Here is a 15561-nt window from a genome sequence, read left to right as displayed (position 1 = left end):
CAAGTGTCTTAAATCATACCACTAAAACGCTCAAATTTAAACTATGCTGATCATTTGTCACCCCAAACATAGATACGCTCAACTCTTTCTGTCAAGGCACTCACGATCTCATAATGAATGGTTTTTGCATGATCGGCAACCTCTTGCGCAGTGATAGTCTTCCCGTTATTAGTACCGATCAAAGTAACCTTTGTGCCGAGCCGAAAATTTTGTGGCAGCCTGACCATGATTTGATCCATACAGACCCGTCCGACTATTTCACAATAGGCCCCGTCCACTAAAACAGAAAAGCCTTGCATCTTGCGCGGCCATCCATCTGCATAACCGATCGGGACCGTACCGATCCACTCCCCTTTTTGGGTAATATAAGTTTCACCATAACCAATAGGCGAGCCTACCGGAACATACTTGACCGCAACTAATTGACTGATCAATTCCAGTGCAGGATACAAACTACCGGGCTCTGTTAATTCAGTACCAGATGGATTTAAGCCATACATACCGATCCCATAGCGGACAACATTTCCCGCTAATTCTGAGTGCCACATAGCAGTTGCAGTATTTGCAAAATGAACATACCGTGGTTTAGGAGATATAACCTGTAGCATCTTTCTTAAAATAGAAGCCTGGTGTTCAAAATAATAAGTCTGCTTCGAATCAGCGCTAGCAAAATGCGTAAACAAACCCTCAAAAATAAATTTCTCGCGCAACGACCTTAAAAGGTCTGCAGCATTTTTTAAGTCTGATGCGCTGCGAAAACCGATCCTGCCCATGCCTGTATCTAAAGCTAAATGCACTTTTAATTTTAAGCCGGCCTGTTGCAAAATAGGCGCAGCTTGTTTTATAAACGACTCATCACCAACAGCCACTGCCAGATCATTTTGCGCCATCACAACGGCTTCTAGCGGGCTATTGACACCCAAGATCAAGATAGGCTCAGTAAAGCCAGCTTGACGTAATGCCAAGCCTTCATCTATCACGGCCACACAAAAACCGCTTGCGCCTGCCTGTCTAGCTGCTCCAGCGACTTGTACGATACCGTGACCATACGCATTTGCTTTTACAACAGCGAATAAGTCCTGCCCTTCTTTTAGTCGAGCTTTTTCTTCACTAACATTATGATAGATGGCGCCCAAGTCAATGACCGCTTTAGTTTCTCGATGTCTACCTACGACCATGATCTCACCAGACTTCCTTATTTTTCCAGTATCACTTCAGTTAAAACGAGCTCTGCCGTATGTGATATCGAAATTAAACTAGTAACACTTTCTCCTAACGGGGAAGCAACTATCTGAGGCTGACCAGAGTCTTCATTTAAAATTTCGATATCTTGAAAAGATAGCTTGGAACCGATTCCTGTCCCGTATGCTTTGCTATATGCTTCTTTAGCAGAATATCTACCGCCCAAAAATTCAAGTTGCCTTCTTGCGGATAGAGTCTCATAAGCCTGCATTTCATTCGCTGTCAATACACGTCTAGCAAAATGACTACTTTTTTCTTGAGCTCGTTTGATCCGTGAAAGGTCAGTTATATCAACGCCTAATCCAACTATCACACTTAGCCTCCACCTACAACAAAGATTTACTCTATTTTATCAAATAATCAGCGGGATGTTTAGTAACAATCAAAAATAATGGAAACTTAATTACTGGATCTATTTAACTTTAAGATAAAAAGAAAGCAAACAATTGAAGTACCTTACAAAATGCTTGCTTTCTAATTAGCTATTATTTATTTCTTTCTGATCGTATATCTCCGTTTAGCAGACTGGCCACGGTCGTATTTTTTACGTCCACGATCTTTGTGGTTATAGCGGTTGCCATTACCATTGCCGCCTTTACGGCCGGAATGCTGCTGACGACCATGATAGTTGCCGCCATGCCCATGATAACCACCGGAAGAACGACGTCCCTTTTTATGTGGTAATGGTCGTTCCGGAGTGATCTTAACAGGCACATTTTGTGCATCGTCTTTAGTTAGATCATTCAACAAAGCAGCTGCGATCTGCTTAGCATCATATTTTTCCAACAATTGTTCCGCCTGATCTTCATATTTGGCAGATTCAGGATCATCGATCAATTCTTGAACATTATCAAACGCTGACGACACCTGTCCAATAAACGCTTCTTTTTCTGTTGGCGGCTTCATTGGCAGCATCCGCTTTTTAGTTAGCCGTTCGATCACACGCAGATAATCCATCTCATTTGGTGTGACGAAGGTTACTGAAACACCATGATGCCCTGCACGTCCTGTCCGGCCGATCCGGTGAACATAACTCTCGGGATCTTGGGGAATATCATAGTTATAAACGTGCGTTACACCAGAAATATCGAGACCACGGGCAGCGACATCTGTGGCTACCAGAATATCCAGTTTACCCGCCTTAAACTTATTCATGATACTCATCCGACGTTGTTGTGTCAAATCACCATGGATGCCGGCTGCATTGTATCCACGAGCTTCAAGGCCCTTGGATAATTCATCGACCCGCCGTTTTGTCCGACCAAAGATAATTGTTAATTCTGGCGCTTGAACATCGATGATCTTAGTCATCGTATCAAATTTCTCAAATTCACGTGCTTTAACATAAAATTGGTCAACTAGATCTGTCGTTAATTCCTTAGACTTAATTTTAACGACTGCCGGATCTGTCATAAACTTCTCACCGATCTTTAAGATCTGCTTAGGGATCGTGGCGGAAAACAAAAGAGTCTGTCTTTGTTTTGGAACTGAAGAAATAATGGACTCGATATCTTCTAAAAATCCCATGTCTAACATTTCATCAGCTTCATCCAAGACTAAAGTCTGAACTTGACTCAGATCAACAGTTTTGCGCCGAATATGGTCTAACAAACGTCCTGGTGTCCCAACCAAGATCTGAGGTGCATTCTTCAAGTTTTGGATCTGACGTCTGATATCAGCCCCGCCGTATACAACCTGAACTTTGCCACGTTTATCCTTGCTTAAACGAAACAATTCTTCCTGCGTTTGTATAGCCAACTCACGAGTCGGTGAGATCACTACTGCTTGGATCTGACGTATTGAAGTATCAATATTTTGGATGATAGGTAAGCCAAAAGCTGCAGTTTTACCTGTTCCTGTTTGGGCTTGCCCAATAACATCCTTATTTTTTAAAACAAGCGGAATAGTTTGCTCCTGAATTGGAGTAGCTTCCTCAAAACCGCTTCGTTTGATTGCTTTTAATATATCAGCATCCAAACCTAATTCACTAAATTTCAACTAACATTTCCTCCTAAACTGTATTTACACAGTTGTTCATGATTTGTCATAATAGACAAACCTACTTCACAATACAGTCAGTTGGAATTTCCCTTCTTCTGCCTTGCAAAGTTTTCCTCTCTAAAACACATAACCTTCAAATACTAGCACCTTTAACCATAAAAATCAATCATCAAGCAACATTGCCAGTACTTTTTCTAAAGCTATCCCGTGGCTGCCTTTGATCATAACCAGATCATCTGAATTTAAATCTTCATCCAAGTCTGCAAACAACTGCAGTTTTTCCTCCATATCATAGTGATGGATCTGACTGCTTGGCAATTTACCTTGTAAAGCTTCTGCCAAACTTTCCATTAAATCACCGCACAAAAAAACACTGTCGATTTTTTCGGGATCAATGACTTCAGATAATTCGGCATGCATTGGCCTACTTTCAGCACCTAACTCGAGCATGTCACCCAAGACGATGATCCTTTTGCCAGAAGTTTTGACCTGGCTAAAAGCTTCGATCACTTTCTTAGCAGCCGTTGGATTTGAATTATAAACATCACTCAATATCTTTTCACCTTTTTTACCGGTGACCCATTCAGCCCGATTCCTTGTGATCTCAAAATTTTTCAATGCTTGACACATGTTTTCAACAGAAATTTGAAAAACCTGACCAACACTAATAGCTGCCAAAGCATTATTGACATTATACGTGCCGATCATTGGGATCTTAAAAGAAGTTTCAGGATAAGCTGCAACTTTAAAGGAAGTTGAGTTTTCATGCCCTTCAATGTTTGTGGCAACAATATCATTATCTTCTTTGTCGCCAAACGTCAGTTGCGGGATTATTTTGTCCTGAGCACGTTTTGTTAGCAAAGGTTCGTCACCATTATAAATAAAGTAGCCATCCTCTTTCAGACCATTAACAATTTCCATCTTGGCGTCAGCTATTTTGTCTCTTGTACCGAAAAATTCAATATGCGCCTCACCGATCATTGTGATCACCGCAACGTCAGGAGAAACTAAACGACTCAAATAATCCAATTGACCAAAACGATCCATACCAAGTTCAGCAACTAAAACTTCCGTATTAGGTTCCATTGTTAAACAAGTCATTGGGACTCCGATCTCATTATTAAAGTTTTCAGGTGTTTTTTTTACATGAAATTGGGTACTCAAAATCGAAGCAACCATATCTTTGGTCGTCGTTTTCCCATTACTACCAGTAATAGCTACAACACTTGGGTTAATTTTTTGCAGGTAGTAACGCCCTAATTTTTGTAAAGCTTTTAAAGTGTCTTCTACAGTCAAAAATGGTAGATCAGTCGGTGTCGACGGATGATCCGCCTGCCACAAAGTAGCAACTGCCCCATTGTCTTTTGCAGGTTCCACATATTGATGACCATCATTTTCGTCTATTAATGGCACAAACAAGGCACCTGCAGAAATTTTACGGGAATCAAAGCTGACACTTGTAACCGTAATATCATCCCAACCATTTTCTGGCTCAATATCCAGTGCTTGTGCAATTTCAGCTAATTGCATTTTCATAATATATTTTCTTCCCTTCAAGTCATCGTGACCTTCAGTCATCACGGTTCTTTACCAACCGCAATTGTATCACAGTTTTTATGACTAATGAAACAATCCGTCAAGACATGACAAACAAAAAAGAGTTGACTGCACTATATCATGAAGACATAATAAAAAAGCCTGAGTAAAAGATAACTTTCACCCAGGACTATATACGGTGTTTATTAAAAATAAACAGAACTAAAAACACTCCACAATGTTTTAGTTCAGACACACTGCATCCGGCAGTAAAACGTGTCCCGTTTCGATCAAACCGCTAGGCGCCACAGCGCAACAATTAAAATTGTCCGGCTATATCTCGACTCATCGCATACATATACTGTACCCGGTTTTTCTTTCCTTTTCAAGTAAAATTACAGTCAGCAAATTTCTTTATCCATTCTATGGTGCTTGATATCAGCATCAAGAAAACCTGCTCCCTGAACTTTAAATCCCAACTTGCTATAAAATTCTTGCGCTTGATCCTGGGCGCCTAAAGTTAAAAGGGTGATCCCAGATCTTCTCGCACTATCTTCAACTTCCATGAGTATCTGACTCCCCAGTCCCTGTCCACGAGCGCTCTTTTTAACAGCAACTCGTTGTACATGCCAGGTCTTACTATCTTCTTTTTGGACCCGCGCAGTTACAAGTGGTTGACTATTATCGTAACCAACAAAATAAAGTGCCCCTGCCTCATCAGCAACCTCTCTAGACTCAGGAACATTTTGCTCTCTAATAAAGACTTCTTTTCTGAGATTTAATGCATCACGGTAAACATCACTGTCAAGTGCACTAGTTTGTTTAAATTTAATCATTTGGCCCACCTCTTATAGCATAAATTATAACTCATGCTGAACAAAAATAATATCTTATTTTCACAGGCAATTAAGTGCTACAGTTACTCTGCGGCCTGAACTTAAACCAAAATATCTTGAAAAGCATTTAAGGTATCTGAATCGTGATAGATATCAAAATAAACTTCATCAAAAACTCCTAAAAATTCATCACGTGATAAAATATCAAGAAATAATTTAGCTGTTGATCTAGGATCATTTTGAAATCTTCCGCAACCAAAGGCACCTAAAATTAAATTCCGCACTCTTTCATTTTTAAATGCCCGTAAGGTACGCAAGATCTTATCGAACAGATCAATTTCAACGTGCTGTTTGCTGACTGGCAGACCAGCCGTCTTCATTGCAGCTATATTAGGTGCCGAGATCGAAACTATATCGGGGTACTTGTAATTATTAGCCAGCCCTTTTTCTTTTTCATCACGCAAGATTTTGACATGCCGAGAATATATCAGAGACCGACTGTAATAAAACCCATTATCATTTCGTTTATTTTCTGCGTAATACGTTTGTTCAAATTTTAATAATTCAGGATACAAAAATGAATTACGACATAACGTTTGTTCCTGAGCATTAACACCATCTTGAAAGCGTCCGCCGGGTTCGAGCGGATCAGCAAAATTCATTACACCTAACGAACGCTGGCCTGAAAAATGTGCGATCCGATACAACACATTTTCCGCACGTACCTTGATCCTTGGAGGCTCAGAGCCTAATGGAGCTGATTCACTTTGCCGAGCAGTGATCAACATCGAATCTTGCTTGAGGCTATTCATTTCTATTTGGTAAAGGTTCATCGCCTTATGTCCTAATGCTTTCCGAAAATTAGTTAAACTTTCATCTGAACTGTCAGTTTCAACTATCCCTTCTGCCATACTGAATATGTCAACCCCCCATATTGCTCAAACTTCGTTAATGAAACATTAGGTGCTTCTAGATCCGTATCAAAAAGAGGCTTCCCTCCACCTAACTGTACCGGTATGGTCGTTAAACGGATCTCATCAACGCTATCACTACTCGTTAGTTGATTTATGATCTCAGGCCCACCTGCGATCCAAATATTACATTTTAACTGGTCTTGGACCTTTTTTAAAGCCAACGAAAGATCTCCTTTGATCCGAATAGCATTAGTAAGTGGAGTTGCATCCTGCCTAGAAGCCACTATTAACTTCAAGTCCCGCTTTAAAAGTGATTCAACTTCTTTTGGATATCGTTCATAAGTTTTTCTCCCCATCAAAACTGCACCGCAGTCTGCCGGAAAGACCAGTTCGACTCCAGCTGGAATAAATTCTTGATAATACTGTTGTAATAGTGAAATACTGCCGTTGATCGCAGATACGTAACCATCTACACTGACCATTACTGACAGTATGATCTTCTCCTTTGACATTATGATCTTCTCCATATTATGTAATATTCTTCAAAGCAACTCTAATTTTACACTAGATAAAAGAAAAAAATAGTAACGAATCTTAAAAGATACTGAGCAACACAAAACAGGGAGTTCTTGTTATAAGGTCAAAAAAAGAATGCCGGCCTCAACCAACATCTTCCATATATTTATTCAATTATTTTTAAGAAATTATTCCACATTCAAGATCCACAAGAATAGTAAGAATACAAAGAACATCACATACATTAACGCAGGAACCTCTTTACCACGTTTAGCTGCGATCATCGTGATCGGGTAGGCAATAAAGCCTAAAGCTAAACCATCAGCGATACTGTATGTCAGAGGCATACCCGAGATGATCAAAAATGATGGAATTGCGATCTCTAAGTGCTGCCAGTCTATTTTGGCCATGTTTTGCGCCATCAAGACTCCCACAATGATCAAGGCTGGCGCCGTGACCTGGGAAGTAACTACCCCGAGCAAAGGCGAAAAGAACATACCCACAATAAATAAAAATCCAGTCACAACAGTAGTCAACCCAGAGCGACCACCAACCGCAATACCCGCTGATGATTCAACGTAAGCGCCAACTGGTGACGTTCCAAACAACGACCCAGCCAACATGGCCGTTGAATCAGAGATCAAAGCCTTACCGACCCGAGGCATTTTATTGTTCTTCATGAAACCACCCTGTTGTGCCAAACCAACCAAGGTACCCGCTGTATCAAAGAAAGTGACCAGTAAAAATGTCAGTACAACGACGATCAATTGCAAAGAATTGATATCTCCAACATGTTTGATCGCTACCATAAACGTCGGAGCCATGCTGGGAATACCAGCAACGATAGAATGAGGCATGGGAATAAACCCTGTCGTGATCCCAAAAATCGCTGAAAGAAACATTCCAATAAAAATACCTCCAGGAATGTTTAAAACCATTAAGATCACTGTTACTACTAAACCGAAGATCGTGACCCAGGTCGACCCGGAAAGCGACCCTAAAGTAACTAAAGTTGACTTGTCAGCACCAACGATCCCACCGCCTTGCAAACCAATAAAGGCAATAAAGAGTCCAATACCAGCTGAAATTGCATATTTTAAATCAGCCGGGATCGAGTCAATTATCTTTTCCCGCAATTTGAAGATCGTGATCAATATAAAAAGTAACGCAGCAATAAAAACACCGGCCAGTGCTGTTTGCCACGGAACTTTCATCCCAACACAGACTGAATATGCAAAAAATGCGTTGATCCCTAAACTTGGAGCAGTAGCTATCGGGTACTTAGCCAAAACACCCATTAACACACAGCCTATGGCACTGGCTAAAGCCGTGGCAGTAAAAACTGCCCCCTTATCCATACCCGCGTCTCCTAAGATCGACGGATTAACAAACAAGATGTAAGCCATAGAAATAAACGTTGTAAAACCAGCAAGTACTTCCCTTTTGATCGTTGAATTTAACTTATCAATACCAAAAAACGAAGTAATAGAATTTTTCATTTTGAAACTCCCTGTCCTTTTAAATTATGTAGTAAAAAATAGCGAAGTTATCTTTTCATGAACATGACACATTTAAAAATAGAACATTTATTTATACACCAGCCGTCCTGTTCTTTTTTGCGTAAACACGAACATTAATTAGATCAACCTTTTTAAGAAACAATATATACTATACATCAACCGCTAATAAATGTAAATGTCCAATATTTGAAATAAAATCGTTCGTGTTCATCCGTAAAATAATATCTGCAAAGATCCAACAAAAATGATAACCTATTAGAGTGAAATAATACTAATGTGAAAGGTGACCATTAATGGACGGAAAATCAATCGGGATCAGACAACTGGTTGAATTTGTTTTACGTGGCGGAGACCTTGATCCTACTTCTTCTGGTTCACAAAACACAGCCCTAGAAGGTGCAAGGATCCATCGAAAACTGCAAAAAGGATGGAAAACAACTACAAAAAAAGAAGTTTATTTAAAAACCGAATTCGAAATAGCCAAGGAAAAGTGGCTCCTTCACGGACGTGCTGATGCATTACACCTGAAAGAAGACAAATATGATGAGATCCGTGAGATCAAAACTTCTGCTTTAAACTTTGAAGAACTAAGCAAAAACACTCTGACTCTTTATTTTGGGCAAGCTAAAGTTTACGCCTACATTTTGATGAAACAAGAAAATTTGGACCATTTAAAATTATCACTGTATTATTTTCAGACCACTACAGAGAAATTGACCGTCAAAACTATTGATTACACATGGGCTGAAGCTAGTGCATTTTTTGACGGCTTATTAAAAGAATTTACTTGGTGGGTAAAATTTAAATTAGAAATGCGTTCTAACAGGAATCTCTCATGTAAGGATCTATCCTTTCCATTTGCACAATATCGACAAAATCAGCATGAACTTTCTGCCGCTGTATACAAAACGATCTACTCCCATAAACGGCTTTTTGCAGAAGCGCCTACTGGGACCGGTAAAACTATTTCTACTTTATTTCCGGCTATTAAAGCGCTTGGTGAAGAACAAGCAGAGCGTCTTTTTTATTTTACCGCCAAGCAAAGTACACGACATGTTGCCGAAGAGACTTGTGCCTTGCTGCAAGATCACGGCCTGACCATGCATTCCATCACACTAACTGCCAAAGACCAGATAACCTTTGCAGCTGAAAAAGACTTAGATAGCACAGAAAATCCGTACTTTTTAGGCTACTATGACCGGCTCAAACCTGCAATGAAAGATATTTTGACCAACGAGACATTGATAACTAGAGAAGTTATTGAAAAATACGCAAGTAAATACACCATCGATCCTTTTGAATTTTCCTTAGATGTCAGCATGTTTTGTGACACAGTAATTTGCGATTACAATTATTTGTTCGACCCGTTGGTTTATTTGCAACGCTTTTTTTCAGAAAAAGATGATGGCAACATCTTTTTGATCGATGAAGCTCATAATTTGGTTCAGCGTGCCAGAGCAATGTATACCAAAGAAATGTCATCCGGTCAGCTAAACTTGCTGATAAAAGCATGTTCATCCAGTTCTAAAAAAAATGGTCGCCTGGTTAAAAAAATGACAAATTTGCAGGCTCAATTCAACAAGTTAAAGGAACCAATGCTGAATTATCACCAAAAAGCACTGATCATTGACGAAGAATTGGAAGGCTTTAGGGATAAACTTCAGAATTTTACAGACTATTTAAATGACTGGTTACAAGAACACCCTGATGATGAACTTCGCGATGATCTACTAGATTATTTTTTCCAATGTCATAGTTACTTAAAAATAAGTGAATTTTATGGACCAGAATTTAAAACAAAACTGACTTATGGTAAAAACGAAGAAGACTTACTGGTCAAAATATTTTGTTTAGATCCCAGTGATCTACTCGATCAGCAAATGCAACTAGGCGGGGCCAGCGTCTTATTTTCTGCAACCTTATCCCCTCTTGGTTACTATCAAGAAATACTTGGGGGAAAAGACAATAGTCTTGCTTATCGGCTCCCCACGCCATTTTCACCTGCTAACTTAGAGATCATTGTTCCTGCTTACATTCAGACCACTTATAAGCAACGGTCAGCAAACCAGGAAAATATTATACAGGCTATACGAAGCATGACTTCCGCTAAAAAGGGAAACTACTTAGCATTTTTACCATCATATTCTTATTTAACAACGATTGCAGCAGCCTTTAGCAATGAGTTCCCACAACAAAAGATCGTTGTCCAAAAAAACGAAATGGATGCTCAACAACGCGAACAATTTCTAGAGATTTTTCAAAGTGATCTTTCTGAACCAGTTCTTGGGTTTGCAGTTTTGGGAGGTATTTTTAGTGAAGGGATCGATCTCAAAGGCGACCGTTTAAGCGGAGTAGCGATAATTAGCGTTGGCCTTCCACCTAACGAGCCAGAATTAGAAGCACTTAAAAACTATTATTCAAAACAAGGCAAGGATGGCTTTCAATACGCTTATCAATTGCCAGGTATCAACAACGTTTTTCAGGCAGCTGGCCGGGTGATCCGAGATGAAAGCGACACTGGCGTGGTCATGCTTGTTGACGCCAGGTTCAACCAACGCCGGTACACGAATCTTTATCCGCCCCACTGGAAAAACTATCAGCCCGTCTATTCTAGTAAACAATTACAAGATCAATTAGCACAATTTTGGCAAGATGATAATTAAAAAACTCATTGGAGCATTTGTAAAATAACTTAGTATTACAAGCTATTATACAAAGAGGTCTTCAATGAGTTTATTTCTAACGTTTTTGAGCTTTCTTTTTATGGAAAAAGAAATTCTTTAAGGACTGAGGCTCTTTTTTAAACTTAAAATACAAATATAAGCAAAAAATCAATGCTCCGACCACGTCAGCGATCAAATCAGTCATTGTATCCATGAGAGCTGCACGTCCGACTCGCGGCTGCCCATGTGACAGATATCTCTGCAAATTCATACCAAAACTATCGCAGGTAAATTCATAAAATTCCCATAAAACGCCACAAAAAACAGAGAAACAAAACGCATATATAACCACAAAAGTACGCGAGACCTTTGCCTGAACTTCACGATCTACTAAAAAGCCAAAAATAGCTAAGCCTAAGCAGACTTCCAAACTTGAACTGACTAAGTGCAACATTTTGTCCCATAAAGGCAAACTATAAAAATGACGCAATGTTCCTAAATAAACTGCTCCAAAAAGAAAAGCTACAAAAAGTACAAATAGCTCCTCAGGTAACTCGACCTGCATTTTTTTAGCGAGCCAAACTGGTAAGTAACCGACAACCATCCCAGCTATGATCTCTACTACGAGTAAAAATGGATCACCCCTGGTACTGTCAGTTAAAAGATCTTTAATACTAAAAATCAATGCAAGCATCATCAAAGCTTCATAAACCGCTAGAAAAACAAGCCCAATAGAAAGGTTCCCTTGTTTTTTTGCCATTTTTCTTTCTCACCACCCGTCAAATTAACTCTTAACAAGTTAATGATAGCGTGATTTTCGTTGAAGCTAAAGTAATATGCAACCGACATGTAAAAATATTTTAAATAATTGCTGCCTCAAATTTAGGGCATAGAAAAAACGCTTGATCCATCATGAACCAAGCGCCATTTTCTACAATTATTATTCTTGTGTGAAACCGTATTTCTTATTGAAACGATCGATACGACCATCGACTTGGTTGAATTTCTGACGTCCTGTATAGAACGGATGTGAATCACTAGAAATTTCAACACGGATCAATGGGTATGTCTCACCTTCAAATTCAACTGTTTCACTCGAGCTCTTCGTTGAACCAGAAACAAACTTATAGCCTGTTGCTGAATCCATGAAGACAACTTGATGATATTCTGGATGGATATTCTTTTTCATTATTGTTACTCTCCTTTGCCCTGGGTCATTTGCTGAGACAGAGTTGATATTTATATTGTACTTATTCACAACACATAACATAGTAACATGAAAGCACGCCTCACGCAATTATTAATTATTAAACCAAAGCTGCTTATTCAAGCGCTAGATCAGTGTCGCTCATTCTTGTTTTTTCGTGTTAGATCCCATTTGGCAGCTTCATCATAAAACTCTTGATTATTTTTGGTTTTGCACAACATACTTAATATCTGCGGCGTATCATTCTCAGGCTCACTGCTCATTATTTTGCGTAACTTCCAAATACTGTTTAAAACATCAGCAGGTAATAACAGCTCTTCTTTCCTTGTACTCGAACGCTTAAGGTCAACAGCTGGAAAAACTCTTCGCTGGGACAACCCGCGATCTAACTGAAGTTCTTGGTTACCTGTCCCTTTAAACTCTTCAAAAATAAAATCATCCATGCGACTGCCAGTATCGACTAAGGCGGTTGCCAAGATAGTTAGACTACCACCTTCTTCGATATTTCTAGCAGCACCGAAAAACCTTTTCGGTTTGAACAAAGCACCTGGATCGATGCCGCCGGAAAGTGTCCTTCCACTCGGAGGCTCTACTAAGTTATACGACCTAGTTAACCGAGTCAAAGAATCCAACAAGATCACAACATCTTCTTTTTCTTCGACCAGCCTCTCAGCTCGTTGCAAAACAAGTTCTGCCACCCTGACATGATTTTCTGGCTTTTGGTCAAATGTTGAATAGACCACTTCACCATCGATCGTCCGTTCCATATCAGTAACTTCCTCAGGTCGCTCATCGATCAACAACATGATCAATTTTGCCTGGGGATAATTATGTGAGATCCCTTGAGCTATTTGTGCCAGCAAATTAGTCTTCCCTGTTTTAGGCGGAGCAACTATCAATCCTCTTTGACCAAAGCCAATAGGTGCAAACGCGTCTATCACACGGGTCGCTAGCTTAGAGCCAGTAGTTTCCAAATGCATTTGCTTGTTAGGAAACAAGGGGGTCAATGCCGGAAAATGCGGTCGTGCTTTAGCTATCTCTGGATCTTTGCCATTGACCGAATCGACATGCATCATACCATAATAACGTTCATTTGTTTTAGGCGCACGAACCTTCCCTGCCACAAAATCCCCACTTCTCAATCCAAAACGTCTGATCTGTGAAGCAGATACATAAATATCTTCTTGTGAATGGCCATAATTTATCGGGCGTAAAAATCCGTAACCTTCCTCATGCGAAACAACATCAAGGACACCATTCATATAGTAAAAGCCCTCTTCTTGAGCCTGAGCTCGTATTATAGCTACGGATAACTCCTTTTTATTCATCTGACTATAATAAGGGATCTTTAATTGACGAGCAAAGCTATAAATCTCTTTTAAAGTCTTACCTTCTAAATCAGCCAAAGTTAAATTTTCTGGCATTTTTTGCGCTCCTTCACTTTGTTTCCACAGGATCAGGCACAGTTACAACCTTTAGTTCGATATGCAATCCCCGAAATTTCTCTACTATCCTGTCATACCCGCGTAAAATATTGTCCGCTTTTAAGATAGTGGTTACACCTTCGGACATGATCGCTAAGCCGACTAAAGAAACACCGGCACGGATCTCATCCGCTTCTACAGTGGTACCGACTAAGTTACCTGATGGCCCGACAGTGATCACACCATTTTCACTCTTGATATTACCGCCCATTCGACTCATTTCAGGAATATGCTTGATCCGTTTAGGATAAAGTGTGTCAATAATGGTAGATTTTCCACGCGCTTTCATAAGAAGCGGAGTTACCGGCTGTTGCAAGTCCGTTGCAAAGCCCGGAAAAGGTGATGTCTTGATCGTGATCGGCGCCAACTGATCATTTCCTGGGATATAAACACTATCCTCGTCAATCTCTAGAGAAACACCCATTTCTCTCAGTTTTGCAAGGAAGGGGTCCAAATGTTCTGTAATAACATTTTTAACCAAAACACCGCGCCCAATAGCAGCAGCAAAGGCTATATAAGTACCAGCTTCAATCCTATCAGGAATTATTGTATGTGTATTTCTTGCCTCTAAGTGACCGACACCTTCAACGCGGATCTCGTTAGTTCCAGCACCACGAATATGAGCCCCCATATTATTTAAAAAGGTAGCTAAATCTATTATTTCCGGTTCACGAGCAACGTTTTCCATAACTGTCGTACCTTTTGCTTTAACAGCGGCCAATAAGACATTAATAGTCGCTCCAACTGAAGCCAAATCAAAAAAGACCTTAGCCCCATGCAAGCCCTCTGGACCGGTTGTGATCTCAACTGAGTTTTTCTTCTTCTTAACTTGTGCTCCTAATGCCTCGAAGCCCTTAATATGTTGGTCGATCGGCCGTGGACCAATATTGTCGCCACCGGGAAAACCAACTTCAGCATGGCCGAATTTTCCTAAAAGAGCTCCCATAAAATAATATGAAGCTCGTAAACTTCTAATAGCATCGCCTGGTAATGGGTTGGGTTCAATATGCGTCGGGTCGATCTGCAAAACTCCATGTCCAAATTGTGACTCAACATTCATTGATTTCAAAATCAACATTAAATTATGCACATCTAAAATATCTGGGACAGAATCAAATGTCACAGAAGTGTCAGCCAAAATTGCGGCTGGTATCAAAGCAACAGTACTGTTCTTAGCACCGCCGATCGTCACTTCTCCTGACATTTTCTGTCCGCCTTTTACGATCATTTTTTTCATTTTATAAGTCCTCACCAAATAAAAACAATTATTAGTCTAATATCATCAAAAAGCACGCTTAATCACCAATTAGTTTCAGCGTACAGAGACACAACGAAGTGCCTCATTTCATAATACAAGATACTAATAATTGTTTCAATTGATTTTGACAACTTATCTTAAATTTAGCAAAAAAATATTTTTTAAACGTTTAAGCACGAATATTGGAACGCATAAATCTGTCTAAGGCAGTTTCTTCCTCCTGTGTAGGAGCACTGCCAGTCATAGATTTAAATCCATGGATCTTTTCAACGGTAAAGTGACTTGCTAAAGCAAATTCAGCATCAGTCATATGATGCTTTTCCTGGTAATCGATAATCCTTAAAGCTATGTTATCGAAACCTTCAGATTTTTGCATTTAAATCA

At 39.8% G+C, this 15561-nt stretch carries 14 protein-coding genes; 1 reads left to right on the top strand and 13 read right to left on the bottom strand.

Annotation, left to right across the window (positions count from 1 at the left end; translation table 11 throughout):
* Positions 1–50: 50 nt before the first annotated feature.
* The 8 genes from alr to AC3XNE_RS07820 form a co-directional block, all read right to left on the bottom strand.
* Positions 51–1178, bottom strand: coding sequence for an alanine racemase (gene alr, locus AC3XNE_RS07855; RefSeq protein WP_489831543.1), 1128 nt, complete (start codon positions 1176–1178; stop codon positions 51–53).
* A gap of 17 nt (positions 1179–1195) precedes the next feature.
* Positions 1196–1555 (bottom strand): holo-ACP synthase, encoded by a 360-nt coding sequence (acpS, locus tag AC3XNE_RS07850; protein ID WP_489831542.1) that lies wholly within the window; start codon positions 1553–1555, stop codon positions 1196–1198.
* Between the two features lie 176 nt (positions 1556–1731).
* Complete coding sequence (gene cshA, locus AC3XNE_RS07845; protein WP_489831541.1) at positions 1732–3240, bottom strand: degradosome RNA helicase CshA; 1509 nt, start codon at positions 3238–3240, stop codon at positions 1732–1734.
* Positions 3241–3405: 165 nt separating this feature from the next.
* Complete coding sequence (locus tag AC3XNE_RS07840; protein WP_489831540.1) at positions 3406–4779, bottom strand: UDP-N-acetylmuramoyl-tripeptide--D-alanyl-D-alanine ligase; 1374 nt, start codon at positions 4777–4779, stop codon at positions 3406–3408.
* A gap of 401 nt (positions 4780–5180) precedes the next feature.
* Complete coding sequence (locus AC3XNE_RS07835; RefSeq protein ID WP_489831539.1) at positions 5181–5615, bottom strand: GNAT family N-acetyltransferase; 435 nt, start codon at positions 5613–5615, stop codon at positions 5181–5183.
* Between the two features lie 101 nt (positions 5616–5716).
* Complete coding sequence (locus tag AC3XNE_RS07830) at positions 5717–6526, bottom strand: TIGR02452 family protein (protein ID WP_489831538.1); 810 nt, start codon at positions 6524–6526, stop codon at positions 5717–5719.
* Entirely contained in the window at positions 6511–7041 is a 531-nt protein-coding gene (locus AC3XNE_RS07825) for a dihydrofolate reductase family protein (protein WP_489831537.1), read from the bottom strand. Before AC3XNE_RS07825 ends, AC3XNE_RS07830 begins: the two co-directional genes overlap by 16 nt.
* A 192-nt stretch (positions 7042–7233) precedes the next feature.
* A complete protein-coding gene (locus tag AC3XNE_RS07820) occupies positions 7234–8544 on the bottom strand; it encodes an NCS2 family permease (RefSeq protein ID WP_489831536.1) in 1311 nt (436 codons plus the stop codon).
* Positions 8545–8858: 314 nt separating this feature from the next.
* On the opposite strand from AC3XNE_RS07820, the gene AC3XNE_RS07815 reads away from it, so the two are divergent.
* The gene (locus AC3XNE_RS07815; RefSeq protein ID WP_489831535.1) at positions 8859–11228 is read left to right on the top strand and encodes a helicase C-terminal domain-containing protein; all 2370 of its coding nucleotides are present in this window, start codon (positions 8859–8861) and stop codon (positions 11226–11228) included.
* A 76-nt stretch (positions 11229–11304) separates the two neighbouring features.
* Here the strand turns inward: AC3XNE_RS07815 and AC3XNE_RS07810 are convergent, their stop codons facing one another.
* From AC3XNE_RS07810 to AC3XNE_RS07790, 5 genes are all read right to left on the bottom strand, one after another.
* On the bottom strand, positions 11305–11988 hold the full coding sequence (locus AC3XNE_RS07810; RefSeq protein ID WP_489831534.1) for a DUF2238 domain-containing protein: 684 nt from the start codon (positions 11986–11988) through the stop codon (positions 11305–11307).
* Between the two features lie 180 nt (positions 11989–12168).
* Entirely contained in the window at positions 12169–12417 is a 249-nt protein-coding gene (locus AC3XNE_RS07805) for a type B 50S ribosomal protein L31 (protein WP_489831533.1), read from the bottom strand.
* A 149-nt stretch (positions 12418–12566) separates the two neighbouring features.
* Positions 12567–13859, bottom strand: a complete 1293-nt coding sequence (gene rho, locus AC3XNE_RS07800; protein WP_489831532.1) for a transcription termination factor Rho — start codon at positions 13857–13859, stop codon at positions 12567–12569.
* A 13-nt stretch (positions 13860–13872) separates the two neighbouring features.
* The gene (murA, locus tag AC3XNE_RS07795; RefSeq protein ID WP_489831531.1) at positions 13873–15156 is read right to left on the bottom strand and encodes a UDP-N-acetylglucosamine 1-carboxyvinyltransferase; all 1284 of its coding nucleotides are present in this window, start codon (positions 15154–15156) and stop codon (positions 13873–13875) included.
* Between the two features lie 190 nt (positions 15157–15346).
* Positions 15347–15553, bottom strand: coding sequence for an LBP_cg2779 family protein (locus AC3XNE_RS07790; protein WP_489831530.1), 207 nt, complete (start codon positions 15551–15553; stop codon positions 15347–15349).
* Between the last annotated feature and the right edge of the window lie 8 nt (positions 15554–15561).

Source organism: Ligilactobacillus sp. JN-6 (Y).1 (genome assembly GCF_058111525.1).
Note: the sequence above shows the minus strand (reverse complement) of the source record. Positions and strands in the feature narration are given on the sequence as shown.